The sequence below is a fragment of the Microbacterium sp. Z6_144 genome, assembly GCF_057197625.1.
Genome location: NZ_JBXVPT010000001.1, coordinates 2,319,715 through 2,344,842 on the forward strand (window position 1 = coordinate 2,319,715; position 25,128 = coordinate 2,344,842).

At 70.9% G+C, this 25,128-nt stretch carries 29 protein-coding genes and 1 tRNA gene; 15 read left to right on the forward strand and 15 right to left on the reverse strand.

Going from position 1 to position 25,128, the window contains the following annotated elements; all coding sequences use genetic code 11:
- Positions 1-67 precede the first annotated feature (67 nt).
- Together AC2DGY_RS11315 and AC2DGY_RS11320 are read right to left on the reverse strand one after the other, a co-directional pair.
- A complete protein-coding gene (locus tag AC2DGY_RS11315) occupies positions 68-238 on the reverse strand; it encodes a CsbD family protein (RefSeq protein WP_484509786.1) in 171 nt (56 codons plus the stop codon).
- A gap of 100 nt (positions 239-338) precedes the next feature.
- The gene (locus AC2DGY_RS11320; RefSeq protein WP_484509787.1) at positions 339-1,385 is read right to left on the reverse strand and encodes a YihY/virulence factor BrkB family protein; all 1,047 of its coding nucleotides are present in this window, start codon (positions 1,383-1,385) and stop codon (positions 339-341) included.
- 212 nt (positions 1,386-1,597) lie between these two features.
- Between AC2DGY_RS11320 and AC2DGY_RS11325 the strand changes: the two genes are divergently transcribed.
- Positions 1,598-1,780: a hypothetical protein gene (locus AC2DGY_RS11325; RefSeq protein WP_484509788.1), complete on the forward strand. Its 183-nt coding sequence runs from the start codon at positions 1,598-1,600 to the stop codon at positions 1,778-1,780.
- Between the two features lie 215 nt (positions 1,781-1,995).
- Positions 1,996-2,205: a hypothetical protein gene (locus tag AC2DGY_RS11330; RefSeq protein WP_484509789.1), complete on the forward strand. Its 210-nt coding sequence runs from the start codon at positions 1,996-1,998 to the stop codon at positions 2,203-2,205.
- 95 nt (positions 2,206-2,300) lie between these two features.
- On the opposite strand, the gene AC2DGY_RS11335 is transcribed toward AC2DGY_RS11330, so the two are convergent.
- From AC2DGY_RS11335 to AC2DGY_RS11360, 6 genes are all read right to left on the reverse strand, one after another.
- Positions 2,301-2,373: transfer RNA gene (locus tag AC2DGY_RS11335), tRNA-Arg, on the reverse strand.
- Between the two features lie 127 nt (positions 2,374-2,500).
- Positions 2,501-3,790, reverse strand: coding sequence for a hypothetical protein (locus AC2DGY_RS11340; RefSeq protein ID WP_484509790.1), 1,290 nt, complete (start codon positions 3,788-3,790; stop codon positions 2,501-2,503).
- Positions 3,791-3,885: 95 nt separating this feature from the next.
- Complete coding sequence (locus tag AC2DGY_RS11345) at positions 3,886-4,203, reverse strand: DMT family transporter (RefSeq protein ID WP_484509791.1); 318 nt, start codon at positions 4,201-4,203, stop codon at positions 3,886-3,888.
- A gap of 112 nt (positions 4,204-4,315) precedes the next feature.
- Positions 4,316-5,251: a CPBP family intramembrane glutamic endopeptidase gene (locus tag AC2DGY_RS11350; protein WP_484509792.1), complete on the reverse strand. Its 936-nt coding sequence runs from the start codon at positions 5,249-5,251 to the stop codon at positions 4,316-4,318.
- Complete coding sequence (gene trmB, locus AC2DGY_RS11355) at positions 5,248-5,982, reverse strand: tRNA (guanosine(46)-N7)-methyltransferase TrmB (RefSeq protein ID WP_484509793.1); 735 nt, start codon at positions 5,980-5,982, stop codon at positions 5,248-5,250. The genes AC2DGY_RS11350 and trmB overlap by 4 nt, the downstream gene beginning before the upstream one ends.
- A gap of 104 nt (positions 5,983-6,086) precedes the next feature.
- On the reverse strand, positions 6,087-6,920 hold the full coding sequence (locus tag AC2DGY_RS11360) for a DUF3097 domain-containing protein (RefSeq protein WP_484509794.1): 834 nt from the start codon (positions 6,918-6,920) through the stop codon (positions 6,087-6,089).
- 143 nt (positions 6,921-7,063) lie between these two features.
- On the opposite strand from AC2DGY_RS11360, the gene AC2DGY_RS11365 reads away from it, so the two are divergent.
- The 4 genes from AC2DGY_RS11365 (at position 7,064) to AC2DGY_RS11380 (ending at position 11,275) form a co-directional block, all read left to right on the forward strand.
- Positions 7,064-9,070: a TPM domain-containing protein gene (locus AC2DGY_RS11365; protein WP_484509795.1), complete on the forward strand. Its 2,007-nt coding sequence runs from the start codon at positions 7,064-7,066 to the stop codon at positions 9,068-9,070.
- An 85-nt stretch (positions 9,071-9,155) separates the two neighbouring features.
- A complete protein-coding gene (locus tag AC2DGY_RS11370) occupies positions 9,156-9,917 on the forward strand; it encodes a PspA/IM30 family protein (protein ID WP_484509796.1) in 762 nt (253 codons plus the stop codon).
- A 93-nt stretch (positions 9,918-10,010) separates the two neighbouring features.
- A complete protein-coding gene (locus AC2DGY_RS11375; protein ID WP_484509797.1) occupies positions 10,011-10,820 on the forward strand; it encodes an arginase family protein in 810 nt (269 codons plus the stop codon).
- Positions 10,817-11,275, forward strand: a complete 459-nt coding sequence (locus AC2DGY_RS11380; RefSeq protein WP_484509798.1) for a Fe-S oxidoreductase — start codon at positions 10,817-10,819, stop codon at positions 11,273-11,275. Before AC2DGY_RS11375 ends, AC2DGY_RS11380 begins: the two co-directional genes overlap by 4 nt.
- A gap of 124 nt (positions 11,276-11,399) precedes the next feature.
- Here the strand turns inward: AC2DGY_RS11380 and AC2DGY_RS11385 are convergent, their stop codons facing one another.
- The 3 genes from AC2DGY_RS11385 to AC2DGY_RS11395 form a co-directional block, all read right to left on the reverse strand.
- Positions 11,400-11,864, reverse strand: coding sequence for an SIP domain-containing protein (locus AC2DGY_RS11385; RefSeq protein ID WP_484509799.1), 465 nt, complete (start codon positions 11,862-11,864; stop codon positions 11,400-11,402).
- An 83-nt stretch (positions 11,865-11,947) separates the two neighbouring features.
- Positions 11,948-12,673 (reverse strand): tyrosine-protein phosphatase, encoded by a 726-nt coding sequence (locus AC2DGY_RS11390; protein WP_484509800.1) that lies wholly within the window; start codon positions 12,671-12,673, stop codon positions 11,948-11,950.
- The gene (locus AC2DGY_RS11395; protein WP_484509801.1) at positions 12,670-13,146 is read right to left on the reverse strand and encodes a carboxymuconolactone decarboxylase family protein; all 477 of its coding nucleotides are present in this window, start codon (positions 13,144-13,146) and stop codon (positions 12,670-12,672) included. Before AC2DGY_RS11395 ends, AC2DGY_RS11390 begins: the two co-directional genes overlap by 4 nt.
- A gap of 78 nt (positions 13,147-13,224) precedes the next feature.
- Here AC2DGY_RS11395 and AC2DGY_RS11400 point away from each other — a divergent pair, with 78 nt between their 5' ends.
- From AC2DGY_RS11400 to AC2DGY_RS11435, 8 genes are all read left to right on the forward strand, one after another.
- Positions 13,225-14,172, forward strand: coding sequence for an alpha/beta fold hydrolase (locus AC2DGY_RS11400; RefSeq protein WP_484509802.1), 948 nt, complete (start codon positions 13,225-13,227; stop codon positions 14,170-14,172).
- A gap of 130 nt (positions 14,173-14,302) precedes the next feature.
- Positions 14,303-15,814: an ABC transporter substrate-binding protein gene (locus AC2DGY_RS11405; protein ID WP_484509803.1), complete on the forward strand. Its 1,512-nt coding sequence runs from the start codon at positions 14,303-14,305 to the stop codon at positions 15,812-15,814.
- Complete coding sequence (locus tag AC2DGY_RS11410; RefSeq protein WP_484509804.1) at positions 15,811-16,761, forward strand: ABC transporter permease; 951 nt, start codon at positions 15,811-15,813, stop codon at positions 16,759-16,761. The genes AC2DGY_RS11405 and AC2DGY_RS11410 overlap by 4 nt, the downstream gene beginning before the upstream one ends.
- A complete protein-coding gene (locus AC2DGY_RS11415) occupies positions 16,758-17,645 on the forward strand; it encodes an ABC transporter permease (protein WP_484509805.1) in 888 nt (295 codons plus the stop codon). Before AC2DGY_RS11410 ends, AC2DGY_RS11415 begins: the two co-directional genes overlap by 4 nt.
- A complete protein-coding gene (locus tag AC2DGY_RS11420; RefSeq protein WP_484509806.1) occupies positions 17,642-18,445 on the forward strand; it encodes an ATP-binding cassette domain-containing protein in 804 nt (267 codons plus the stop codon). The genes AC2DGY_RS11415 and AC2DGY_RS11420 overlap by 4 nt, the downstream gene beginning before the upstream one ends.
- On the forward strand, positions 18,442-19,233 hold the full coding sequence (locus AC2DGY_RS11425; protein WP_484509807.1) for an ABC transporter ATP-binding protein: 792 nt from the start codon (positions 18,442-18,444) through the stop codon (positions 19,231-19,233). The genes AC2DGY_RS11420 and AC2DGY_RS11425 overlap by 4 nt, the downstream gene beginning before the upstream one ends.
- A 37-nt stretch (positions 19,234-19,270) precedes the next feature.
- On the forward strand, positions 19,271-20,338 hold the full coding sequence (locus AC2DGY_RS11430; RefSeq protein ID WP_484509808.1) for a M4 family metallopeptidase: 1,068 nt from the start codon (positions 19,271-19,273) through the stop codon (positions 20,336-20,338).
- A gap of 58 nt (positions 20,339-20,396) precedes the next feature.
- Entirely contained in the window at positions 20,397-20,669 is a 273-nt protein-coding gene (locus tag AC2DGY_RS11435; protein WP_484509809.1) for a protealysin inhibitor emfourin, read from the forward strand.
- A gap of 24 nt (positions 20,670-20,693) precedes the next feature.
- On the opposite strand, the gene AC2DGY_RS11440 is transcribed toward AC2DGY_RS11435, so the two are convergent.
- The 3 genes from AC2DGY_RS11440 to AC2DGY_RS11450 all read right to left on the reverse strand — a co-directional run bounded on the left by AC2DGY_RS11440 (position 20,694) and on the right by AC2DGY_RS11450 (position 22,621).
- The gene (locus AC2DGY_RS11440; protein WP_484509810.1) at positions 20,694-21,305 is read right to left on the reverse strand and encodes a GNAT family N-acetyltransferase; all 612 of its coding nucleotides are present in this window, start codon (positions 21,303-21,305) and stop codon (positions 20,694-20,696) included.
- 118 nt (positions 21,306-21,423) lie between these two features.
- Positions 21,424-22,122, reverse strand: coding sequence for a uracil-DNA glycosylase (locus AC2DGY_RS11445; RefSeq protein ID WP_484509811.1), 699 nt, complete (start codon positions 22,120-22,122; stop codon positions 21,424-21,426).
- A 1-nt stretch (position 22,123) separates the two neighbouring features.
- Positions 22,124-22,621, reverse strand: a complete 498-nt coding sequence (locus tag AC2DGY_RS11450) for a phosphoribosyltransferase (RefSeq protein ID WP_484509812.1) — start codon at positions 22,619-22,621, stop codon at positions 22,124-22,126.
- 103 nt (positions 22,622-22,724) lie between these two features.
- On the opposite strand from AC2DGY_RS11450, the gene AC2DGY_RS11455 reads away from it, so the two are divergent.
- Positions 22,725-24,182, forward strand: coding sequence for an MFS transporter (locus AC2DGY_RS11455; RefSeq protein WP_484510012.1), 1,458 nt, complete (start codon positions 22,725-22,727; stop codon positions 24,180-24,182).
- Positions 24,183-24,286: 104 nt separating this feature from the next.
- Here the strand turns inward: AC2DGY_RS11455 and AC2DGY_RS11460 are convergent, their stop codons facing one another.
- Positions 24,287-25,066, reverse strand: a complete 780-nt coding sequence (locus AC2DGY_RS11460; protein WP_484509813.1) for an SDR family oxidoreductase — start codon at positions 25,064-25,066, stop codon at positions 24,287-24,289.
- Positions 25,067-25,128: the final 62 nt, after the last annotated feature.

Genomic DNA, 25,128 nt, shown 5'->3' on the forward strand with positions numbered 1-25,128 from the left:
GGCCCGTGCTGAGACGAAAAGAGGAACGCCCCGACCGCGTGGCGGTCGGGGCGTTCCTGACTTCTGCTTACTTGAACGCGTCCTTGACGTTCTCGCCCGCCTTCTTCAGGTTGGCCTTCGTCTGGTCGGCCTTGCCCTCACGCTCCAAGTTCTCATCGTCGGTACCCTTACCGGCGGCTTCCTTGGCGTGACCGGCGGCGTCCTGGGCGGCGTTCTTGATCTTGTCATCGAGTCCCATGAGGTCTCCTCTCTCTGACGGCCGGGGGCGTATCCCCCGGCCTCTTACGCTACCCGCGGCAGGCTTGCCGAGGATAGGCTCGCCAACCGGGCATCCTGCGCTAGGCGTCGTGGTCCTCGCCGTGCTGCACCCGGATACGGCGGCCTTCTTCGATGTCCTTCTGCTCCTTCGCGGCGGCTTTGTCGCTCTTGCGCGTATCCCGCGGGGGCAGCTGGATGTCGCGCTCGGCTGCGATACCCGACTGCAACTGGCGTCCGCGCTCGAGCTCCGCGTCGAACTCCGCGCCGAAGAGGATGGCAAGGTTCGCGATCCACAGCCACAGCAGGAAAACGATGACACCGGCCAGCGAGCCGTAGGTGCGGTCGTAGTTGGAGAAGTTCGCGACGTAGAGCACGAAACCGGCCGTGGCGATGGCGAGGACCACGAGCGCGATGATGGCCCCGACGCTGATCCACCGGAACTTCGGCTGCTTCGCGTTGGGAGCACCGTAGTAGAGGATCGCGAGGGTCAGGACCACGATGACCAGCAGCACCGGCCACCGGGCGATCTGCCACACGGTCACGGCGACCTCACCCAGCCCGATCGCGTTGCCGATGGCTTCGGCGATCGGTCCGGAGACGACGAGGATGAGCGCCGCGATGGTGACGAGGATGACGACGATCACCGTCAGAAGCAGCTGAACCGGCTTGAGCTTCCAGAAGGGGCGCCCCTCCTCGATCTCGTAGATGCGGTTCATCGCCCGGCTGAACGCGCCGACGTAGCCGGATGCCGACCAGAGGGCCAGCACGATTCCGCTGATGAGAGCGAAGCCGGCCCCCGGCGCGGATGCGACCTGCTCGATCGGGCCGCGCAAGGTCTCCGCCGTCCCGCCCGGCGCCACCTGGTCGATGATGTCCAGAACCGCTGTGGCGGTCTGGTCGCCCTGCCCGACCACGCCGAGGAGGGAGAAGACGGCGATGAGCCCCGGGAAGAGCGCCAGCACCCCGAAGTAGGTCAGTGCGGCGGCGATGTCAAGACACTGATCCGAGGAGAACTCCCGAACGGCCTTGACGAAGACGTACTTCCACGATCGCTTGGTGAGATCGTTTGGCGAATCCGGCTTGGAGTCGCTTTCCGGGTGCGGGCGGGCGTGCTGTGTGTCCGACATGGGGGTCCTCTCGGGTGCCGGTGGGGACGGCCTCCCTCCGGTTTACGTCGACCCGACCCGTACGTCGGGCGGGTTGACGAGCGGCGACCGGTGTGTCACACGGGGCGATTCTTCGCCGATCCGGTCATCCACCGATCGCGGCGCGAGATCCGCAAGCCCCCCTCCCCGGGAGGCTGGATGCGGTTGGCTAGGCCCAACCGAAAGGAGCACCCATGACCGACTCCACCCCCACCGACCGCCCCGAGGACTCCGGCGGCCAGCAGGACAACTCCGTTGCCGATGACGACACCGCCGCCGAGACGGGGTCGGAGTCGCCCGAGGAGGGCGCCGCAGCGGAGGAGGCAGCGGCCGACGCGGTCGTCGACCCTGACTCAGGAGGCGCCGCCAGCATCTAGCTTCACCATGCACGACGCGGCCTGACGCGTCGCGAACACCGAAGGGTGCGAGCGGCCGATGTCGCCCCGGGGTGGCTCTCGCCCACCCCGGGGCGCGACCGCGCACCAATACGGACAACAAGGAGAAGCGGCGTCCACGCCCGGCCGGCTCGTCAAGGGCGTTGTCGCCGGGATGCGCGGATGAGAGCCTTCTGGGTGAAGAGAGGAAGCGACCAATGAGCGACACGGCCAGGGACGAGCAGGACGGCAACGAAGAGACGCTGGCGGACAGCGAACTGGAGCAGCCGAGCACGGAGAACGAGCCCGGCGAAGAACCCAAGGGCGGAACGAACCAGGAAGCGGAGTCGAAGCCCGATCACGAGGCCGTGGGGATCGGGGTCATCGGCGGTCCGCAGACCGACACGGAAGACAGCCCGGCCGGCTGACGCGGCTCCCGCGTCGTCCCTACCGGGTGACCGCGCGACGACGGTGGAACGGCGAGGACACGCCCTGACATGGGGTCGCCGAACTCATCGTGGAGTGCCCCCGACAGGAGTCGAACCTGCGACCTACGGTACCGGAAACCGGCGCTCTATCCACTGAGCTACGGAGGCGTACTGATCGAGGTTATCACCGGCGCAGGGCCTCTCCCGCCAGCGTGCCGCGCCTCCCCCGGCACCGGCGCGGCAGCGTGGGAGTTCGGCGGTCACCGCTCCGCGCCCACGCCGCGCGGGCACGGCTTCACGGGTGGTTGATGGCCCACAGGAGCCACACCGCGACGACCTGCAGCGCGAGGCACCCGGCGAGGATGCCCACCCGGCGACGGGGCGTGGCGGCGAGGCGGTTGTCGCCGAGCAACGGCGACAACGGCACCATGAGGCGGAACGTGCTGCTCTGCGGCAGGAACACCGCGAACAGGTAGAGCCCGTAGCTGAAGGCGTACGCGACCACCACGACCCCGAGGCGGCGAACCGGTCGCGACCACAGCACCAGCGCGAACCCGACCATGAGCGCGACGACCAGCACGATCCCGATCACGCCGAGGTGCGTGCCCGCCTGACGGAACCACGGGGTGAAGGGGACGAACGGACCGTTTCCCACCGACCCGAGCCACCACCCGAGCTCTGTGCGGATGTACGCGCTGTCCACCCCGGTGGCGCGCTCGGCGATCACCGTCCAGCCCAGACCCCCCGCCGCCGTCGACATCCCCGCGACGAACAGGCCGGCCGCCTGGGCCGGGGTGAACGGGTCGGCACGGTGACGCAGCATCCGCACCAGGAACAGGATGCCCAGTGCCGCAGCGAGCGCCAGCGCCCCCGGCCGCGTGAAGGCGGCGATGACTCCGATCGGCGCGATGGGCAGATATCGGCGGTCCAGCGCCAGGACGAGCGCGGCGAAGGTGAGGAAGAGAGCCAGCCCCTCGCTGTAGCCCAGGACGTAGACGAAGGACAGCGGGGCGAAGGAGAAGAAGGTCACGCCCCACCAGGCCGCCCGGGGGTTCGTGACCCGGCGGAGGAGGACGAACAGCATCCACGTGGCGCCGAGGCCGGCGGCGAGGCTGATCGCCACGGCGATGACCTGCCAGGAGAATCCCGTGGCGTCGTGCAGGTACCGCGTGAGGTAGGGGAAGACGGGCAGGAACGCCCAGTTGTTCGGCATGATGTCGCCGAACTCGTTCACCGGCAGGCGGTCGGGGTACCCCTGGGTCGCAATCGTGCCGTAGCGATCGGCATCCCAGCCGTTGAGGAAGTCGAGAAACGTCCGGACGTGCGCGTCATCGGGGCCGAATCCCCAGCGAGCCGCGCGGGCGATCGCGTAGAAGCCGAAGAGGATCGACAGGTTCACCGCTCGCGCGGTCACCCACAGGGCGACGATGCGGGCGAAAGCGCCACGCTCGATCGGCTCGACGTCGCGCGGGGCGCGCAGCAGGTCGGCCGCGAACAGACGCAGCGACCGCGCAGTCCGCGAACGCAGCGGGGGGCGGAGCGGCGAACGGAGGATGTCGGTTCGGCCGCGCTGCGGTGTGCTCACACGGAACCTTTCGCGGGGGTCCGCGCATCCTGCCAGCGCGATGTTCCCATCGGGTGAACCGCCGGTGGCGTGATGGTGACGCGTGCCGCCGCGGGTCAGTCGCTGACGAGCTTGAGCCCGACGATGCAGCCGACGAGCCCCAGGACGAGGAGCACCTTGACGAGCGACACCGGTTCGCTGCCCGTGGCCATCCCGTACACGACCGTCAGGCTCGCACCGATCCCTACCCAGACGGCGTAGCCGGTGCCGGTGGGGATCTCACGCAGCGCCCAGGCGAGACCGCCCATGCTCGCCACGAGCGCGGCTCCGAAGACCACGGTCGGCCACAGCCTGCTGAAGCCCTCGGATTTTCCGAGTGCGGTGGCCCAGACCGCCTCGAGCACACCGGAGACGACGAGAACGATCCACGACATGAGCAGCTCCTTGGCCAGTCTAAGTTCGCGCGAGAAACCACATCCGGGACGAGACATAACGCCCCGCGTCGTTTCTCGTCCGGAACGTCGTTTCTCGCGACCGGGGTGGCGCTCAGGGCGCGGGAACGAGGAAGAGAGACACGAGGCCTGGATTGTGGGCGTGCACGAGCACGCCGAATACGACCGCGTCGAAGAGCAGGTGCACCACGACGATGTACCAGAGCGACTGGGTGCGGAGGAAGAGGAATCCCTGCACGAGCGCGAACGGGACGGTGAGGACGGGCCCCCACGCCTGGTAGCCGAGCTCCCATAGGAACGAGACGAACACCACCGCCTGCAGCAGGTTCGCCTGCCACACCGGGAAGTGCCGCAGCAGCAGCACGAAAACGGTGCAGATGAAGAACAGCTCGTCCCAGATGCCCACGGCGCCCACGCCGACGAACAGCCGCGCGATCATCTCCGGAGTGTCGACGGTGGGCCAGTTCTGGTACACCCCGCTGGTGATGAAATAGAACGGCAGGATGAGCCAGCCGAGGGCGATGACCGCGACGAGCCACACCCACTGCCACCACTCCCAGCGCCCGCCGCCGCGCCACGGGAAACGGATGGCGTGGTCTTTGTAGAGGTACCGGCTGATGACGTAGGGCACCACCACCGCTCCCCCGAGCGCCAGCCCGAACCGCACGAACGCGGCGTTGTCGAGCTCGGCCTTCAGGGGAATGGCACTGACGATCAGCATCCCGATGGCGATGAGCGAGAGGTCGCGCAGCAGGCTGGGGGGCGGGGATGCTGCGTGCATCCGCATCGCGTTCTCCCGGTCCCCGCCGCCTGCCCCCCGGCTCGGCCGGGCCGGCAGGATCGGCACCGACGAGCGGCGGTCGACGAGCCACGCGCCGAGGAGCGCGGCGGCCAGAAGCAGAAACCCGAGCCACGGGGCGAGCAACACGAAGAAGGCCGGGGCGGCCAGGCACGCCAGGAGCGCCGGAATGAGCCCCCATGCCGACGAGGCCGCGCGGGGCGGGGCGACGTGCGCCTTGCGCGCGCTCATGCGCCGGACCGCCGGTAGGTCAGGTCACGGATGTCGCGTCCGGCGCGAGCGCCTTTGCGCTCGAACGCCGTGAGCACTCGGCCGTCGAAGCGCCCGGCCCAGTCGCCCTCGAACGCTCTCTCGAACAGCGGCGACTCGTCGAGCACGGAACGCATCTGCCGCGCGTAGTCCTCCCAGTCGGTCGCGAGCCGCAGCATCCCGCCGTCCTTCAGCGCGGAGGCCGCCACGGGGGCGAAGTCGGCATCGACGAGGCGTCGCTTGGTGTGCTTGTTCTTGTGCCACGGGTCGGGGAAGAACACCCACACCTCGTCAGCGGATGCGGCAGGCAGCAGGTGTGCGAGCACCTCGGGGGCGTTCGCCTCGACCAGGCGGAGGTTGCGCACGCCCGCGCGACCGGCGTCGAGCATCGTGCGGGCAAGGCCCGCCTTGAACACCTCGACGGCGAGGAAGTCGCTGTCGGGGCGCTCGGATGCCGCGTGCACGATGGCGTGCCCCTGGCCCGAGCCGATCTCGACGATCAGGGGCGCCTTCCGCCCCCACACCGCTGCCGGGTCGATCTCGGATCCTGCGCGCACGCTCGTGGCGGCAGCATCCCGCGGCGCCTCCAGGAGGTAGATCGGCGACAGCTCGGTCCATGCGCGCTCCTGCGCCTCCGACATGCGGCCGCTGCGGCGTACGAACGACACCGGCCGCTCGCGGAAGGCGCCGGGCGCGGCGGAGGTGTCGGGCATACCGTTCAGGCTACCGAGCGAGCCGGCGGATGCCGCATCGTCTTGCTGCCCCTCATTCCCCGGCCGGGAGACCGCCGAGCGGCCGGATGCACGCCCTGCCACCGCTAGGCCGTCACGAAGTCGATGAGCTCTTCGACCCGGCCCAGCAGTGCCGGCTCCAGGTCGCGGTAGGACGAGACACTGCCGAGGATGCGCTGCCACGCGCGGGCCAGGTCGGCCTGGTCGCGCGCGGGCCAGCCGAGGGCGCGGCACACCCCCACCTTCCACTCGATCGGGCGGGGCACCTCCGGCCATCGCGGTATGCCGACGGCGGCGGGCCGCACGCACTGCCACACGTCGACGAAGGGGTGCCCGACGATCCGCACGTGCGCGCCGTGCTTCCCGCGGGCGATCGTCTCGGCGATGCGGGTCTCCTTCGACCCGGGAACAAGGTGATCGACCAGCACTCCGTAGCGGCGGTCGGCGCTCGGTGGTTCCGCCTCCAGCGCGTCGGCGAGCAGATCGATCCCCTGCAGGTACTCCACCACGACGCCCTCGACGCGGAGATCATCGCCCCACACCTTCTCCACCAGCTCGGCGTCGTGTCGCCCCTCCACGAGGATGCGGCTGGGCCGCGCGACCCGGGCACGGGCGTCCTCCACCGCGAACGACCCGGATGCGGTGCGCTTGGGGCCGGCCGGACCGGCCGGGGCGGGCGGGATGAGCACGACCGGGGCCCCCTCGACCAGGAACCCGGGCCCGAGCGGGAACAGGCGTCGCCGGCCGCGGCGGTCTTCGAGTTCGACGGTCCCCGACGCGACCTTCGTGACCGCACCGCAGAAGCCGTCGCCGGACACCTCGACCACGAGGTCTCGCTCGGCCGGCACCTGCGGAACCGCGCGGCGCCCCACATCGCGCCATCCCTTGGCCAGCACGTCAGTGCCGTAGCGATCGTCCATGTGCGTGCCTCCTCGAAGCCACGACCCTAACCCGGCTCGATCCGCGAGCCCGAGGACCACGCCGGGCCCGAGCGCAACCGCTATCGGCATATTCGTCACCCTGCATAGACTCGACTGGGCTTCCACCCCGCCCGAGGAGGACGATGCGCGCCCGCTGGTCTTTAGTGCTCATCTCGACGCTCGCCGTGGCGCTCGGGCTGGCCGCCGCGCCGGCCGCATCCGCCACCGACCCCGTGAGCCTGGGCAGCGGATCCGTGCTCGACGAGGCCGGCGTCCTCAGCGCGAACGAGCTGGACCAGGCGGAGGACCGGCTCGAACGACTCTCGGATGAGACGGACCTCGACCTGTGGGCGGTCTTCGTCGACGAGTTCACCGATCCGGCGAGCGCCGAGGACTGGGCGAACACCACCGCGGACCTCAACAACCTCGGGCCGAACCAATACCTCCTGGCCGTCGCCGTCGACGGGCGGGCGTTCTACCTCTCCGGATTCTCCGAGGGGCCCGTCTCGTTCGACCAGCTGGGCGCCATCGAGCAGCAGCGGATCCAGCCGCAGCTCTCCGACGAGGAGTGGCTCGGCGCGGTCGAGGCCGCAGCCGACGGGCTCACCGATGCGGTCGGCGGAGGCACCGGCGGCACCGACAGCGCGGGCGGCGGGGTGAACTGGTCGCTCATCGGGCTGGTTCTTCTTCTGATCGCGGTGTTCGCGGGCGCGCTCATCTGGCTGGCGGTGCGCAGGCGCCGGCGCGCCGCATCCGCACCCGCCCCCGTCGAGCAACTGAGCCTGGAGGAACTGGAACGGCGCTCCGGCTCCGCTCTCGTGGCCGCCGACGACGCGATCAAGACCAGTGAGCAGGAGCTCGGTTTCGCCCGCGCGCAGTTCGGTGATGACGCGGTGGCCGAATTCCGCGCCGTGCTCACGCAGGCCAAGACCGACCTTGACCGCGCTTTCTCGCTGCAGCAGTTGCTCGACGATTCCACCGCCGACACCGAGGAGCAGATCCGGGCGTGGCGCGGGGAGATCCTGACGCTCACGACGGCGGCGAACGAGGCCCTCGACGCCAAGGCCGATGCGTTCGACGCGCTGCGCGACCTCGAACGCAACGCCCCCCAAGAGCTCGCCCGCACGCAGCAGGAGCGCGCCGCCGTCGCCTCTGCCGTCGCCGCTGCCGAGGCGCGACTGACCGCGCTGCACGCCGAATACGCCGACGACGCACTCGCGACCGTCGCCGACAATCCCGCCCAGGCGCGCGAGCGCATCGCCTTCGCCGACGCGCAGCTCGCCGAGGCGCAGTCCGACCTCGCGGCCGGGCGCGCAGGCGAGGCCGCGGTGGGGATCCGTGCCGCGCAGGAAGCGGTGGCGCAGGCGAAGCTGCTGGAGGATGCCGTCGAACGGGTGGGCGCCGACCTGGCCGCTGCAGGCACCCGCGCCGCCGGACTTCTGCGCGAAGTGGAGAACGACATCACGGCCGCGTCGGCCCTCCCCGACCCGGACGGGCGGATCGCGGCGGCCGTGGCGGCGGCCCGCGAGCAGCTGACCCGCGGACGCCAGGCGCTCTCCTCCGCCGGCCGTCGACCTCTGGAGGCCCTCTCCGGACTCGATGCCGCGGGCGCCGCCCTCGACGAGGTGATCGCCGAGGGGCGGGATGCGGCGGAGCGTCAGCGCCGGGCGGCGCAGCAGGTGGACCAGGCCCTGCTCCAGGCGCGCGCGCAGGTCTCCGCCGCGGAGGACTTCATCGCGGCTCGCCGCGGCGCCGTGGGCGCCGAGGCCCGCACGCGGCTGGCCGAGGCCAACGCCTCCCTCTCCCACGCCGAGCAGGTGCGGGCGGCAGATCCCGCGTCGGCCCTGGCGGCCGCGCAACGCGCGACACAGCTGGCCGGGTCAGCGGCCAACGCCGCGCAGAACGACGTCGGAGCGTTCGGTGGTTACGGCGGCGGCGGCTCGTCGGGCGGCGACGGCATGATGGGCGCCATCCTCGGCGGCATCGTGATCAACTCCCTCCTCGGCGGGGGCGGGGTCCGCGGCGGCTTCGGCGGCGGCTCGTCGCGCGGCGGCGGCTTCGGTGGCGGATTCGGCGGCGGCCGATCGCGCAGTGGCGGCGGCGGCTTCGGCGGGGGTTCGCGCTCACGCCGGGGAGGTGGCCGCTTCTGACCCCCGAATTTCGTCCCTCATCCCACGCATCCCACAGGAAACGCCGACACACTTGATACGACGTCGACAGGAAAGGAAATCCGCGATGGCCAAGCAGTCCATCTTCGGTCGCATCTCAACCCTCATGCGGGCGAACATCAACTCACTCCTCGATCAGGCCGAGGACCCGCAGAAGATGCTCGACCAGCTAGTGCGCGACTACACCAACTCGATCGCCGACGCCGAGTCGGCCATCGCCGAAACGATCGGCAACCTGCGCCTTCTCGAGCGCGACCACCAGGAGGACGTCCAGGCGGCCGCCGAGTGGGGCAACAAGGCCCTGGCAGCCAGCCGCAAGGCGGACGAACTGCGCACGGCCGGCGACGCGGGCGAGGCCGACAAGTTCGACAACCTGGCGAAGATCGCGCTACAGCGCCAGATCTCCGCCGAGGGCGAGGCGAAGTCGGCCGAGCCGACGATCGCCTCCCAGACCGAGGTCGTCGACAAGCTCAAGGACGGCCTCAACGGCATGAAGGGCAAGCTCGACCAGCTCAGGTCCAAGCGCAGCGAACTGCTCGCCCGCGCCAAGGTCGCGCAGGCGCAGATCAAGGTGCACGACGCCGTCAAGTCGATCGACGTGCTCGATCCCACCAGCGAGCTCGGTCGGTTCGAAGACAAGATCCGTCGCGAAGAGGCGCTGGCCGCCGGCAAGGAGGAGCTCGCCGCATCCAGCATCGACGCGCAGTTCAACAGCCTGGAAGACCTCGGTGAGCTCACCGAGGTCGAGGCGCGCCTGTCGGCCCTGAAGGCCGGCGGCTCCGCGCAGCCGCAGCAGGCCATCACGGCACCCAGCCCGGACGCCGTCTGACCCGCTTTCCTTCGATGGGACGCCGCTTCGCGGCGTCCCATCGTCGTCCCCCCGCCGGAGCTCGGTGCGGTGCACGGATGGCAGGATGAACGCGTGACCCGGTTCGTGGTGGTGCCCCAGTGGCAAGGCAGTCCGTCGACGCGCGCGATGCTGTTGCGCGATGGAGCAGAGGCGATCGCGGGCGACCTGCCCCGTGCAGGGACCGTCGTGCTGGACGTGCCCCTGGAGGCGGGTGACTCCCAGGGCACGGGCGTCTCGCGCCTGAGCGCGGTCCGCCGCACCGCCGCGCTCCTGGACGACGCTCTGTCGATGTCATCCGAGCGGGCGGTCGTGATCGGCGGCGACTGCAGCGTCAGCGTCGCTGCTGCCGCCCACTACGCCGCCGACGATCTCGCCGTCGTGTGGATCGATGCTCACGCCGACCTCAACGACCCCGTGAGCTCCCCCTCGGGCTCCCTCGCCGGCATGGCGCTGCGCGCCCTCGTGGGCGGCGTCCCCGATGCGCTGGAGGCCGCGGCAGTGGCCGCGGAACGGGTGGTCCTGGTCGGGGCACGCGAGCGGGATGCCGCGGAAGACGCGTTCCTCGCGGCGAGCGGGATCCGCCACCTCACCGAGAACGACCTCGCCGACCCCGGCGCCCTGGCCGCCGCGGTGGCGGCGACGGGCGCATCGCGCGTGTACGTGCACCTCGACCTGGACGTTCTGGACCCGTCGGAATTCACCGGGTCGGCATGGGCAATCCCGTTCGGTGTCTCCGTCAGCGACCTCGTCGCCTCCCTGCAGCGCCTGCGCACCGAGATCCCGCTCGCCGGTGCGACGATCGCCGGATTCGCGCCGGCGAGCCCCGCGGCCGCGGTGGACGACCTCGGCGCGATCCTCCGTCTCATCGGAGCGGTCGCGTGAGCCCCATCCCTCCCCCACCGGCGGACTGGCGGGACGGCGCCGAACGCGCCGTGGCTCGCAGCCGCCGCATCGAGCGGCTGCTGCCGCGGCTGCTCCTGGACTCCCCCATCAGCTACCTCGGTTATCTGTACGGCACCGCGGTCGGCTGGGTGTGGGGGTCGCTGTGGAGCAGGGGGCGCGTCGAGCGACGAGACGGCCTGTGGGTCTTCCGCGGGATGCCGCGCTGGACCTTCGGCCGGGGCGGAGTGACCGTCGGCGGATGCTTCCTCACCGGAAACGGCCGCGTCACCCCGGCGCTCCTCCGCCACGAAGCCGTCCACGCACGGCAGTGGCGCCGCTTCGGGCTCCTGATGCCCGTGCTCTATTGGGTCTCCGGCCGAAACCCGCTGCGCAACCGCTTCGAGATCGAGGCCGGCCTCGCCGACGGCAACTACATCCCGCGCAACGCGGCATAGGGCGCACCGGACAGCGAGCAAAACGAGGAGATCTCGCCGATCGAGGGCGCTCGGAGGTGCTGGGCTCCTCGATCCGCGCGATCTCCTCGATTTCCGCGGGCGACGCGCGACGCGAGGACGCGGGTCAGCGGGCGGTGGCCAGGCCGAAACGCTCGGGCGTGTGGATCGACTCGGGCGCCACGCCGCGGCGCTCGACCAGGTCGTCCACGATCTCGGCCGTACCGAGGTACCCGCCCAGGAGGATCACGCGAGTGGAGTCGCCCTCGTGGCCGAGCATCTCTCCGGCCCAGCCCGACACGGCGCGCGCGACGGCCTCGCCTGCCGCGCATCCGCGGCTCGTCCCCGGTGCTCCGCTGCGGCGCGACCGGTCGAGCCACGTCACCGTCATCCGGGCGGGGGCGGACACCTTACCGATCCACGACTCGTCCGGTACTTCCACGAATACACGCCCGGTGGAGCACAGCGGCAGGGTGCTCAGCAGCGCTTCCAGCTCGGCGAGGGAGTTCTCATCGGCGGTCACCAAGTGCTGCACGCGCGTGTGGCGCGACGCGCGGCAGGCGGTCGGATTGTGTTCGAGGGAAGCGGCCATGGCACCACCGACTATACCCGAAGCATAGGGTTGCCTTACCTAGCTTTCGCTACTCGCAGCCGACGTACGGGAAGCGCACTCGGTTACTGCTCGGCGACGAGGATGCGGCGGAGTTCCGCGATCTCGTCGTCTCCGAGCCCGTGTGCCCGGAGGTAATCCGCCGGAGAGCCGAACACCGCATCCAGGTGTGCGAGCAGATCGCGCATGACGGGGGCCGGCGACCGCGTGGCGAGGTCTTCCAGGTGCACGGCCTCCGGATGAAAAGCCCGCAGTCGCGCGACGACCTCGCGGTTGCGCGAGGCCGGCAGCAACGCCTCCGTGCGGGCGTAGTCGGCGATGACGGCGTCGGTATCGACCCCGGCCGCCGCGAGGGTCAGGGCGACCGTGACCCCGGTGCGGTCCTTCCCCACGGTGCAGTGCACCAGCACGGGCTGGTCGTGCAGCACCCCGCGGACGACCTCCACGACTTGATCGGCGGAGTCTTCGATGAGGCTCGAATACAGACCCGGAAGGCTGACGTCGTTCTCGAAGAACGAGGCGACCGACCCCAGGAACAGCGGCACGCGCTGGGTGACGAGGTCCAGTCCCTCTACGCGGCTGGGCGCCCAGCGCACCTCCTCGTCATCGCGCAGGTCGATCACACGCCTGAGGCCCAGGGCGCGCAACGTCGCGAACCCCGCCTCATCCACGTGTGCGAGGTTGCCGGAGCGGTAGAGGACGCCGGAGCGGGTCCGGCCGGTGCCGGCCGGGAGGCCGCCCACGTCGCGGAAGTTCATCGAACCCGAGACGAGGGACTGCCCCTCACTCATGGCTGCGGATCGTCGAGGCGCGCGACGTCGTAACGCCCGGCGATCGCCACGCGGTTGAACGCGTTGATCGAGACGAGCACCCAGCAGAGGGCGACGTACTCCGCCTCGGTGAAGATGCCGCCGGCCTGGTCGTACACCTCGTCGGGAATTCCCGCTTCGGAGATGAACGTGAACGACTCCGCCAGGGCGAGGGCGGCCCGCTCCCTCTCGGAGAAGACTCCCGAGTCGCGCCACACCGGGATCTGCGAGATGGTGTCCGGCGAGACGCCCGCCTCGACGGCACGATCGAAGTGGATGCGCACGCAGTACGCGCACTTGTTCAGCTGTGACGCATGGATCTGGACGATCTCCTTCAGCCCGGGCTCGATACCCGCCTCGGCTGCCAGGTATCCCGCCGTCTTGGCCACACCCGACAGCGCGAGGTAGGCCTTGGGGGCCGAGCGCGACAGGTGAACGCGCTGCTCTTCGCTCATACCCCCAGGGTAATGCGCGCTCGCGATGAGCGGCGGCCGGGCACAATGGTGCCAGCCCCCTGGCCGGAAGGATGCCGCATGACCGAATCTCCCGATGTCTTCGACGAATTCTCCTACCTGCCGGACCAGGCCGCCGACAACGGCATCCCCGGTCCCATCCCCCGTGTCGAGCGCCTCTCACTGACGCTGGATGACGGCCGCACGCTCAGCGCGCTGCGGTACGGCGACGCGCCGCCGCAGGTCACCCTGCTCCACGGGGCGGGGCTGAACGCCCACACGTGGGACACCACCGTCCTCGCGCTGGGCCTTCCGGCCCTCGCGCTCGACCTCCCGGGGCACGGAGACTCGTCGTGGCGCCCCGACGCGGCCTACACGGGCCGCATCCTCGCGCCCGACGTCGTCGCCGCGCTCGACGCGTGGACCGACCGGCCACAGGTGCTGGTCGGGCAGTCCCTCGGCGCTCTGACGGCGGCGCCGGTCGCGGCGTCGCGCCCAGAGTCGGTGGCCGAGCTGGTCATCGTCGACATCACCCCCGGCGTCGATCCCCACGCCGGGCCCACGCAGATCCGGTCGTTCTTCGCCGGCCCCACCGACTGGGCCTCCCGCGACGAGCTCGTCGACCGCGCGCTGTCGTTCGGGCTGGGCGGCGGCTCCCGCCGGACGGCCGAGCGGGGCGTGTACCTCAACTCGCGGGTGCGCCCAGACGGGCGCGTGGAGTGGAAGCATCACTTCGCACACCTCGCCGCAGCGGCAGCGGGCGCGGGGGCCGACGCCCCGGCATCCGACGATGCCGTGACCGGGCTGCTGTCTGCGGCCGGGTGGGAAGACCTCGCCGGGGTCACCGCCCCCGTCACGCTCGTCCGCGGGGAACGCGGCTACGTCACGCCCGCCGACGCCGACGAGTTCGCCCGCCGCATGCCCCGCGCACGCGTGGTCACCCTGGGAGGCGGGCACAACCTCCAGGAAGACGCGCCGCTGGCTCTGGGGAGGCTCCTGCGCGACCTCGCAGAGTCGAGGGAAGGATGACGCGCCTCCGTGCGTTCGGGTAACACGGCGACTCGGTGAGAAAGGCCGCAATAGGCTGATGTCGCACCGAGTTGCCTCCAGCGGCATCCGACATCATCGAAGGTGCCGCTGGCCTGCGAAAGGATCATCCATGCCACGACGCACCGCCCTCGCCGCCTCCGCGCTCCTGCTTGCCGGAACCCTCGCGCTGGCGTCCTGCACGGGCGGCGGGCCCACGCCGACGCCCACCTCGGGCGGCGCACCCGACCCTGATGCGACCCTCACCGTGGGCCTCGTGCTGGAGCCGGGGAACCTCGATGTCCGCCGGCAGGCCGGCGCAGCGCTGGAGCAGGCCCTCATCGGCAACGTGTACGAGGGGCTGGTCGCCCGCACGCCGGAGAACGAGATCGTGGAGTCGCTCGCGAGCGCCTACGACGTGTCGGAGGACGGCCTGACCTACACGTTCACGCTGAATGAGGGGGTGACCTTCCACGACGGCACCCCGATGACCGTGAACGACGTGGTGACCTCGCTCACACAGGTGAAGGATGACACGTTGCTCGTCGGGAACGCCGACTTCCAGAATGTCGCGTCCGTCACGGCGCCGGACGACTCCACCGTCGTGATCACCCTGACGCAGCCGAACCAGGACTTCCTGTTCCTCCTGACCGGGCGCCCGGGGCTCGTCTTCAAGACGGGCGACACCACCGATCTGCAGACCGCCGCCAACGGGACCGGGCCCTTCTCCCTGACCGCCTGGAACCAGGGCGACAGCATCGAGCTCGCCCGCAACGACGAGTACTGGGGCGAACCGGCCGGCGTGGCCGAAGTGGTGCTGCAGTACATCCCCGAATTCACCGCCGGGGTGAACGCGGCGCTGGACGGCTCCCTCGACGTGCTCACCGCCGTGCAGCCCGACCTCGCCGCGCAGCTGGAGGGCGGCGACTTCACCCTCACGACGGGGCAGACCACCGACAAGGGCACTCTCGCCTTCAACAACACGCGCGCGCCGCTCGACGACGTGCGGGTGCGGGAGGCGCTGCGCCTCGCGATCGACCACGAGGCTCTCGTGGAGGCGATCGGCGCCGGCCAAACGCAGTACGGCCCGATCCCCGCCCTCGATCCGGGCTACGAAGACCTCTCCGATGTGGCCCCCTACGACCCCGAGCGCGCGCGGGAACTCCTCGAGGAGGCCGGGGTCGAGGACCTCGAGCTCACCCTCACCATCCCGTCGCTCTACGGCACGACCGTCCCCCAGGTGCTCGTGTCGGACTTCGACGAGATCGGCGTCGACCTCGAAGTGGAATCCGTGGGGTTCCAGGCCTGGCTGGGCGACGTTCTCGAGAACCGCGACTACGAGCTCAGCTTCGTGCTCCACGTCGAGTCACGCGACCTCGACAACTTCACCGACCCCGCGTACTACTTCGGGTACGACAACCCCGAGGTGCAGGAGTTGTACGCGCAGGCCCTCGCCGCGTTGGATGAGGAGGAGTCGGCCGCGCTGCGCGCTGAGGCCGCCCGCCGCGTTTCGGAGGACCACGCCGCCGACTGGCTGTACACCGCAGAGGCGATCACGGCGGTGGGTGCAGGTGTCTCCGGATTCCCCCAGGACTCGATCAACTCCCGCATCAACCTCGCGGGTGTGACAGTCTCGTCGGAGTGATCCGGTACGCGCTCACCCGGTTGGCCCTGCTGGTCGTGGGGCTTGCCGTGGCCAGTGCACTGATCTTCGTCTCGCTCCGCGTCCTTCCTGGTGACGTCGCGCAGCTGATCGCCGGCACCGAGTCATCGCCGGCGCAGGTCGCGGCGATCCGGGAGAGGCTCGGACTGAACGTGCCGCTGCCCGTGCAGTACGCCGAGTGGATCGGCGGGATCTTCCGTGGCGACCTCGGTTCGTCGCTGCTGTCCGGCACCCCGGTGATGAGCGCACTGGCCGACAAGGGCCGCATCACGGTGCCCCTCGGCATCCTGTCGCTCCTGATCGCCCTGCTGATCGCGGTGCCCCTCGGGGTGCTGTCGGCCGTCCGCCGCGGGCGTGCCGACGGCACCGCGATGAGCGTGGCCGCCCAGGCGATGGCGGCCGTACCGGTGGTGTGGGCGGGGATGATGCTCGTCGTCGTCTTCGCGGTCTGGCTCGGGTGGCTTCCCGCGCAGGGGTTCCCCCGCGCCGGCTGGAGCGATCCGGGCGCGGCGCTCCGCGCCCTCGTGCTCCCGGCGCTGACGATCGGCATCGTCGAGGGCGCGATGCTGCTCCGGTTCGTGCGCAGCGCGACGCTGCAGGCCTTCGGCCAGGACTACGTGCGCACCGCCGCGGCGAAAGGGCTCACCCGCACGCAGGCGCTCCTCCGACACGGCCTGCCCAACGTCGCGCTCTCCGTGGTGACGGTGCTCGGCCTGCAGGTCGCCGGAATCCTCGTCGGCGCCGTCGTCATCGAGCAGCTGTTCACCCTCCCCGGCATCGGGCGGATGCTGGTGACCGACGTCGGCGCGCGCGACCTCCCCATGGTGCAGGGCGAACTCCTCGTGCTCACCGGATTCGTCCTCGTCGTCGGCTTCCTCGTGGATCTCCTCCACCGAGCCATCGACCCCCGACAGCGGGAGACCTCATGAACCGGCGCCGGCGGATGGCGTGGCTCGGGCGGCTCTGGGGCCTCGGCACTGGGCGGTTCGGACTGATCGTCGTCTCGATCATCGTCCTCACGGCGATCGTCGCGGCAGTGTGGACCCCCTTCCCCACGCAGCGCGTCGAGCTCGGCGACGCGTGGGAGCCGCCGGGATGGCCGCACGTCCTGGGTACCGACAACCTCGGCCGCGACATCCTGAGCCTCATCATGGCCGGCGCGCGGACGACGATCCTCGTGGCGGTGGGGGCCGGTGTCGTGGCGACGATCCTGGGCCTGTTCCTCGCCGCTCTCGGCGCTCTCACGGCCCGCTGGGTGCGCGAGAGCATCGCGGTACTCGTCGACATCCTCATCGCCTTCCCCGTGCTGATCATCGCCATGATGATCTCGGCCGTGTGGGGCGGGTCGCTGTGGGTTGTGATCTGGTCGGTCGGGATCGGATTCGGCGTGAACGTCGCTCGCGTCACCCGTCCCGAACTGCGGCGCGTGCTGCACAGCGACTTCGTGCTCGCCGGGCGGGCAAGCGGCCTCACCCCGGCGCAGAACCTGTGGCGGCACCTCCTCCCCAACGTCGCGCCCGTGTTCATCGTGCAGCTGTCCTGGGGCATGGCGGTGGCGGTGCTCGCCGAGGCCGGGCTGTCCTACCTCGGGTTCGGCGCGCCGGTCACCGAGCCCTCGTGGGGCGTGCTGCTGTCCGACCTGCAGCGGTACATCACGCTGTATCCCCTGTCGGTCATCTGGCCGGGGCTCGCGATCACGCTGACCGTGCTCGGTCTCAATCTCCTCGGCGACGGGCTGCGCGAGGCGACCGATCCCACCCTCTCCCAGCGCTCCCCCGCTGCGCGCCTGCACGTGCCGGAGGTCGTGGCATGACGCTCCACGTGCGCGACCTCGCGGTCGAGATCGGCGGCCGACGGGTCGTGGACGGGATCTCCTTCGACGTGCCCGACGGCGCCCGGCTCGGACTCATCGGCGAATCCGGCTCCGGGAAGTCGCTGACGGCCCTCGCCATCCTCGGGCTCCTCCCCGACGACGCCCGCGCGACCGGCAGCGTGCGCTGGGACGACCGCGAAATCCTCGGCCTTCCCGACCGTGAGCTCGCGCGCCTCCGCGGCGACGACATCGGCATCGTCTTCCAGGAGCCGGCGACGGCGCTGAACCCGATCCGCACGGTCGGCCGGCAGATCGCCGAGTCGATCCGCATCCACGAGCACGTGACGCGCGGCGAGGCGCGCCGCCGCGCGGTGGCCGAGGCCGAGCGGGTCGCCCTTCCCGATCCGGCGACGACCGTCGCCCGGTATCCGCACCAGCTGTCGGGCGGGCAGCGGCAGCGCGTGGCGATCGCGATGGCGCTGGCCTGCCGCCCGCGGCTTCTCATCGCCGACGAGCCGACCACGGCACTGGATGTCACCATCCAGGCCGGCATCCTGACCCTCCTGCGCTCGCTCGTGACGGAGTCGGGCATGTCGCTGGTCTTCATCACCCACGACCTCGCGGTGCTCAGTCAGATCGCCACCCACGCCGTGGTCCTCGAGCACGGACGCGTCGCGGAGGCGGGCCCCCTCACGCAGCTCCTCACCGCGCCCGCCAGCGCCGTGACGCAAGCGCTCCTGCGGGATGCGACGGCCACCCTGTGGCATCCCGAGAACGGACACCGGGGAGCGGACGCATGAGCGACACGCTGCTGCGCGCGCGAGGACTGACCCGCCGCTACGTGTCTGCCCGCCGGACGCTGTTCGGCCCGCGGACCGTGACCACCGCGCTGGACGATGCCGATCTCGACGTGGACGCCGGGTCGGCGGTCGGGGTCATCGGCGAGTCGGGCTCGGGCAAGTCGACCCTGATGCGCCTGGTCCTCGCGCTGGATGTCCCGACCGCGGGCACCGTGGAGTTCGACGGGCGTCCGGTCGATGCGCGGAGCAATGCCCGCGCTTTGCACTGGCTGCGGCGGGACACGGGAATCGTCTTCCAAGATCCGTACGCCTCTCTCGACCCGCGGATGAGCATCGGCCGGATCGTCGGCGAGCCCCTGTGGGCGCTGGACGTGCCCGGCGACCGCCGAGCGCGGGTGCGCGAGGTGCTCGAGGAGGTGGGCCTGGAGCCGGCGATGGCCGAGCGCCACCCGCATGAGTTCTCCGGCGGCCAACGTCAGCGCATCGCGATCGCCCGGGCCATCGTGCACCGTCCGCGTCTGCTGGTGGGCGACGAGCCGCTCTCGGCCCTCGACGTGACGGTGCGTGCGCAGATCCTGCGCCTGCTCGGGGACCTGCGCGAGCGCACCGGTCTGACCCTCCTCATGGTGAGCCACGACATCGGGGTCGTGCAGAACCTCTGCGATCAGGTCGTCGTGATGAAGGACGGACGCATCGTCGAGGAGGGGCCGACCGAGAAGGTGCTGCTGCAGCCGCAGGCGTCGTACACGCGCGCACTCCTCGCGTCCATCCCCACCATCCGCCCCTGAGCGGGCGAAGGTCGGGGGTCGGTCGTACAGTCGGGGGATGACCCCCGGTATCGTCCCGCCGTTCCTGTTGGCGCGGATCGCGTCAGCGGCCGAGCCCCAGTTCGCCCGTGCCGCCGCCGCAGCGGCTCGTACGCTCGCGGTGCCGCGCCCCCCACACGGGCCCGCCCGTACGCGCCTCCGGCTTTCCATCGAGGAATCCGGCACCCTGGTGGCCGAGACCTCCCCCGCGCCCGACCGCCTGGTCTCGGACGCGCAGAACCGTGAGACGCTCCCCGGCGTCCGCGTACGCGGGGAGGACGACCCGGCCACCGGCGACGCCGCGGTCGACGAAGCATTCGACGGCCTCGGGGCGACCTTCGACTTCTTCTGGGACGCGTTCACCCGCAACGGCATCGACGGGGCGGGGGGTTCGCTCCTGGCGACCGTGCACTACGGCGTGGAGTACGACAACGCGTTCTGGAACGGCGAGCGCATGGTGTTCGGCGACGGGGACGGCGAGGTGTTCACCGGGTTCACCCGGTCGCTGTCGGTGATCGCCCACGAGCTCGCCCACGGGGTGACCGACGCCGAGGGCGGCCTGGAGTACCAGGGGCAGTCCGGCGCCCTGAACGAGTCGTTCTCCGACGTCTTCGGGGTGCTGGCCGAGCAGCACGCCGCGGGTCACACCGTCCAGGATGCGTCGTGGCTCGTGGGGACGGGGATCTTCGCGGATGCGGTGGAGGGCGTCGCGCTCCGCTCGGTGAAAAACCCGGGCACGGCGTACGACGACGACGTGCTCGGGCGCGACCCGCAACCGGGCCACATGCGCGACTACGTCGAGACGGCCGAAGACAACGGCGGCGTGCACATCAACTCGGGCATCCCCAATCGCGCGTTCTATCTCGCCGCGGAGGCCCTCGGCGGCTTCGCGTGGGAACGGGCCGGACGGGTCTGGTATCGCGCGCTCACCGAGGGACTCAGTCCCTCCGTCGACTTCCCCGCGTTCGCGCAGGCCACGCTGGATGCGGCACGGGCGGAGTACGGTGAGAACTCGGAGGAGGTCGCCGCCGTCCGCGACGGATGGGTGGGCGTCGGCGTCATCGAGAATGGATCACCCGCATTCTGACGACCCGCGGAGCCCTGCCGCGCCGGGAGGCGCCGACCGCGACGAGCCTGCGCACACCGTGGTCGTCACGGTGATCCGCTCCGGCGGCATCGCCGGGCGGCGCCGCCAGTGGCGTGCCGAGCCGCCGCCGGACGACACGCCGCACTGGAGGTCGCTCGTGGACCGTTGCCCGTGGGACGACATCGGGGGCGACTCCGGGGGCGCTGACCGCTTCGTGTGGATCATCCGCGTCGCGGACGGTCACATCCCGCCCCGTGAAGCCGAGCTTCCGGACTCGCGGCTGGACGGCCCGTGGCGCGAGCTCGTGGACGCGGTCCGGGCCGCATCCTGAATCGCCGCATGCCGAGCCGGCAGATCAGCGGTCCAGCAACGACCGCTTCCTGCGCTTGGGCAGGCTCTTCTGCAGATAGACCACGCCCAGCCAGCGGTTGAACTTGTACCCGACGCGCCCCATGCGCCCCACTTCGGTGAATCCGAACTTCTCGTGCAGGCGGATCGAGGCGTCAGCGCCCTTGTCGCTGATCGCGGCGACGACCTCGCGGATGCCCGCCTCCTGACATGCCTCCAGGAGCGCACCGAGGAGAGCCGACCCGAGGCCCTTCCCCGCTGCCGCCTGCCCGAGGTAGATCGAGTCCTCGACGGTGTATCGGTAGGCCGACTTCGACTTCCACGGCTGCACGAGCGCGTACCCGAGGACCTGACCGCGGGGGCTCTCCGCCACGAGGAACGGCATGCCGAGCTTGGTGAGGTGGGCGAACTTCTCCCGCCACTGCGTGACCTTCCACGCCTTCTCGTCGAAGGTCACGACGGAGTTGGTCACGTAGTAGTTGTAGATCTCCCGGATGTCGGGGATGTCACGCTCCTCGACCGGGCGGATCGAGTAGGCGAAGGGCTGTTCCGCCGGCGCGGCCGGGCGCAGATGCCGGGGAAGGCGGCGGCGGCTCTTGTCGTACTCGTCCTCCAGCACGGCTGCCACTCTAGCGCCCGGGTCCTCGCCCCCCGGCCCAGCCCACGAGAAACGACGTTCGGGACGGGAAACAACGCGCCGCGTTATGTCTCATCCGCATCGTCGTTTCTCGCTTGAGCTACGGGCGGGCGGGGAGACGCCAGTCGAGCGGGGGTACGCCCTGCTGTTCGAGGAGAGCGTTGGCGCGGGAGAACGGGCGGGACCCGAAGAACCCCCGGCGTGCCGACAACGGCGAGGGGTGCGCGGACTCCACGATGGGGGTCGCACCGAGCAGCGGGCGCAGGTTCGCGGCATCCCGACCCCACAGGATCGCCACCAGCGGTGCGTCGCGGGCGACGAGGGTGCGGATCGCGTGCTCGGTGACCTGCTCCCACCCCCACCCCCGGTGCGACGCCGGAGAGCCGGGGGCGACGGTGAGCACGCGGTTCAGGAGCATCACGCCCTGATCGCTCCACGCGGAGAGGTCGCCGTGCGGTGCGGGCGGGATGCCGAGGTCGGTCTGCAGCTCGGCATAGATGTTCGCCAGGCTGCGTGGCAGCGGCCGCACACCGGCGTCGACGGCGAACGACAACCCGATGGGATGCCCCGGGGTGGGGTACGGGTCCTGTCCGACGATCAGCACCCTCACCGCGTCGAGGGGACGTTGGAATGCCCGCAGCACACGGTCACCGGCGGGGAGGTAGCTCCGGCCCGCCGCGACCTCCGCGCGGAGCCGATCGCCGAGGGCCGCGATCTGCGGGCCGACGGGGTGGAGCGCCTCCGCCCATCCCGCATCCACCAGTCCGGCTGCGGCCAGTTCGGGCAGGCTCCGCGGCACGTCAGGTTCCTGCGGCCTCATCGAGCACCGAGCCGCGCGCCGACCACGGGAAGTCGATCCACAGCGCGGTGTCTTTCCACGAGTAGTCCGGTCGCACGATCGTGGTGGGCTTGGTGTAGATCACCACCGACCTCATGTCGGCGCCGCGGTCGCGGAGGAGCTCCACGGCCAGCGCGAGGGTGCGGCCGCTGTCGGCGACGTCGTCCACCAGCAGCACGCGTCGCCCCTCGAGGTAGTCGATGTCGAGGGCCGGCGGGATCACCTCCGGCTTGTCCAGCACCGTGCCGATGCCGGTGTAGAACTCGACGTTCAGCGCGCCGCAGTTCTTCACCCCCAGGCCGTACGCGATCGCCCCGGCAGGGAGGAGCCCCCCGCGGGCGATGGCGACGACCACCTCCGGGACGAACCCGTCGGCCAGGACCGACCGGGCGAGATCGCGCGAGGCCTCCCCGAACTGGTCCCACGTCAGGATCTCCCGGTCGCCGGTGCCCTCGCTCACATGCCCTCCTCGGTGCTGAAACCCCCAGCCTACGGGCGCTCCCGGGCCCGCCCCGTCACCGGTGTATCCTCAGCGCGTGACCCGAGCTTCCACCTCCGCGGGGATGCGGAGAACCGGCCTCGGCGTGACCGCCGGGCTCATCGGCTGGTTCATCGTCGTAGAGCTGGTCAGCGGCATCCTGCAGGGGTACTACGTGCCCTTGTTCAGCGACATCGTCATCGCCCTCGGCATCCACGACTCCGACGTCAACTGGTTCGAGGCGGGGCAGCTTCTCCTTTCGGCGCTCGTCCTGCCGATCCTCGCCAAGCTCGGCGACATGTTCGGCCACAAGAAGATCCTCCTGATCTCGGCGCTCCTCACGGCCGGTGCCAGCTGGTGGCTGGTGTTCGCGGACTCGTTCTGGACGTTCCTCCTCGCGTGGTCGCTGCAGGGCTTCTACGTCGTGTGGCTGCCGCTGGAGATCGCGCTCATCTTCGAGCGCGGGCGCCGCCAGTCGCGCGGCGTCTCGCAGACCCGCCGCGCCGCGGGGCTGCTCGTGGTGGGCCTGGAGGCCGGCGCGATCGTCGGCGCCCTGGCCGCGGGGCGCCTGTTCGCCGCATCCAGCGAGAACCTTCAGCTGACCCTGATGATCCCCGCGATCGCCGTGACGCTGGTGTCGGTGGTCATCTGGCTGAGGGTGCCGGAATCGGAGCCGGTGGCGGGGCGGCGTTTGGACACCGGCGGATTCGTCCTCCTCGCCTTCGCGCTCCTGCTGGTCACCGGCGGCCTGTCGTTCCTGCGCGTCCCCGAGGGGCCGGGCCCCGCAATGGTGCTTGCGCTGATCGTCGCCGGCATCGCCGCGTTCGCCGTGTTCGTCTGGTATGAGCTCCGCCAGAGCGACCCCGCCATCGACATCCGCGTGCTCATTCAGCCGCAGATGTGGCCGGTGCAGGCGACGGCCTTCCTCGTCGGCATCAGCCTGCTGGGCGCGCAGGGACCGCTCGCCACCTACGCCGGGACCGATGCGTATCTCGGCTACGGACTGGGACTGGATGCCACGGATCGCTCCAACATCATCGGCGTGTACCTCGTGTCGCTGATCGTGGGTGCGGCGCTGTTCGCGATCACCTCGCGCCGCGCGAATCCGCGCGTCATGCTGATCGGTGCGGCCCTCCTCGTCGGCATCGGGTACGCCCTGTTCGTGCCGTTCCACGTCGAGCTGTGGCAGGTGGTGCTGAACCTCTCCCTCGCCGGAATCGGGTCGGGCGCTCTCGTGGGCGCCATGCCCGCTGCTGCCGCCGCCGCCGCCCCGCGCGGGCAGACCGGCATCTCCTCCGCGCTGACGAACACCACCAAGACGATCGGCGGCACGTTCGCCTCCGCCGTGTTCGGGGTGGTCCTGGCCGGATCGGCCGGGGCGGCCGTCGCATCCACCGCCGCCCCGCTGGTGGGGTACCTCACGGTGTGGACGGTGTGCGCGGCGGGCGGGTTCCTCGCGGCGCTCCTGCTGCTGTTCATGCCGAAGGTGGCCTTCGCCGACACCCTCCCCGAGGAGGCGGCCGGCCAGGCGCAGGTCCTCTGACCCCAGCCCCCTCCCCGCCGCATGTCCCACTTCGGCAGGTTCTGCGGCCCCGGATGCTGCAGAAGTGAGACATCACGCCGCAGACGAGGGCTCGGGGCGATGGGCTACTCGGCGAGGCGGGGACGGAGCGGGCCGCGGGCGAGCAGGTGCTGGGCCGACTGCGCGACGGGACGCATCGTGATGAGGTCGAGGTTCACGTGCCCGGGGGCATCCAGGGCGTAGGCGATCACGTCGGCGACGTCGTCGGCCACCAGCGGGTTCTCGACGCCGTCGTAGACGCTGTCGGCCGCGTTGCGGTCGCCCCGGAGGCGGTTCACCGTGAACTCCTCGGTGTAGACCATCCCCGGTGCCACCTGCGTCACCCGGATCGGCTCGCCGTTGAGTTCGAGCCGGAGCGCACCGGCGAGCATCGCCTCCCCCGCCTTGGCCGCGTTGTACCCCCCGCCCCCCGCGTAGGCGACGTGCGCGGCGGTCGAGGTGACGAAAAGCGTGTCGGCGTGACCGTCGGCCGCCGCCGCCCGGCGGAGGAGCGGCAGCATCGCGGCGACGAGCATCTGGGCCGACAGGACGTTCACCTCGAACATCCACCGCCAGTCGTCGGGCCGTCCGTTCTCCACGGTGTCGGCGCCGCGCGCGCCACCGGCGACGTGCACCAGTGCGTGCACGGGTCCGGACTCGCCGAGCCACTGCGCGAGCGCCTCCACGTCCTCCTGCCGGGTGAGGTCGGCCGCGTAGCCCACGATGCCGGTCTCGTCCTGGAGGGCCTCGAGGCGTTCCGCGCGTCGAGCCACGCCCACCACGTCCCACCCGCGCTGGCGCAGCAGCCGCGCCGTCGCCTCGCCGATTCCCGAGCTCGCGCCCGTCACCACCGCACGTCGTGTCATGCCGCAACGCTACCTCGGCGGTGTTACGTAACATTTCCCTCCGGTTGTCGCCGAGCCGCCGC